Annotated in this window: 2 protein-coding genes; both read right to left on the bottom strand. The window is 65.1% G+C overall.

All coding sequences use genetic code 11. The annotated features are described in order from the left end of the window. Positions 1–311: 311 nt before the first annotated feature. Positions 312–671, bottom strand: coding sequence for a VOC family protein (locus FNM00_RS18650; RefSeq protein WP_143915033.1), 360 nt, complete (start codon positions 669–671; stop codon positions 312–314). Positions 672–906: 235 nt separating this feature from the next. Then, the gene (locus tag FNM00_RS18645; RefSeq protein WP_342778548.1) at positions 907–1,059 is read right to left on the bottom strand and encodes an AMP-binding enzyme; all 153 of its coding nucleotides are present in this window, start codon (positions 1,057–1,059) and stop codon (positions 907–909) included. Positions 1,060–1,061: the final 2 nt, after the last annotated feature.

Below are 1,061 nucleotides of genomic sequence, written 5' to 3'. Positions count from 1 at the left end.
ATTCCGCACCTCTTCCAGCACCCGCAACGCATCCGTCGAAGGCGCGAACGCATCCAACAACGCTGCGGTCTCCCGCAGCCGCCACGCCAGATCCCCCGAACTCATACACCTATAGTATCGAACAAGCGTTCGAACATCAAGAGATGGTGGCGGGCTTTTTCGGCGGACTGCCGGGGGGTACGGAAGATGTGACTCCTTGGTGGTCATAGCAACCGCCGAGGCACATCCTTCGTCACCATCAGACCAGGCGTCCACGTCGTGAAGCGGTCCATAGATGGCCTCACCACGAACGCGACGTTCAGCGAACAGACCTATGACTCGGCGAATACACCCAGCCGATTCCCACTCGGATCGACGAACTCGAACCGACGCCCGCCCGGAAAGTCGTAGGGTCCCGCCGCGATCGTCCCGCCTGCATTCCGGACCGCCTCGACGGTGGCGTCCAGGTCCTCCGAGAACAACAGCACGAGGGGACCGTCGCCGCCAGATGCCGAGCCAGCGGCCAGACCCCCGATCTCGCCCTCACCGTCCGGTGATCTGATCCCGCTGTACGCCGGGCCGTAGTCGTTGAACTCCCACCCGAAAGCCGCCGTGTAGAAGTCGCGAGCCGCGGCGAGATCGGTGACCCCGAACTCGATGTAGCTGATCACATGATGCTTGGGTCCGGGCATATCGCGACGCTACTGACCTTCGCCCCTGATCGCCACCCGCGCCGATGGGTCTACGTCGGCTCGCCGGTGAGGATCCCACCTGGCGCCACCGTCGGCCGCCCGAGGTGCCGCCATGGCTGGCCAACCTCTCGCCGACGCGAGACGCCTACCACCGGGTCCTCCTCGGCCCATCGCACCCGCGAAGCACAGCCGCGATCACGACTGTCCAGGAGCGGTTGCGTCGCCGCCTGCTCCGTCAGCTGAGTTCGCGTTTGAGGATTTTGCCGGTGGAGGTCATCGGCAGCTCGTCGCGGAACTCCACGATCCGCGGGTACTTGTACGCCGCGAACTGCTCCTTGCCCCACGCGACCAGCTCGTCCTCGGTGACCTCGACACCCGGCTCACGCACCA

Source organism: Aeromicrobium piscarium, from assembly GCF_007421815.1.
GTDB classification, from domain to species: Bacteria; Actinomycetota; Actinomycetes; order Propionibacteriales; family Nocardioidaceae; genus Aeromicrobium; species Aeromicrobium piscarium.
The sequence above is the reverse complement of the archived record's forward strand: the minus strand, read 5'-3'. Positions and strand labels throughout refer to the sequence as shown.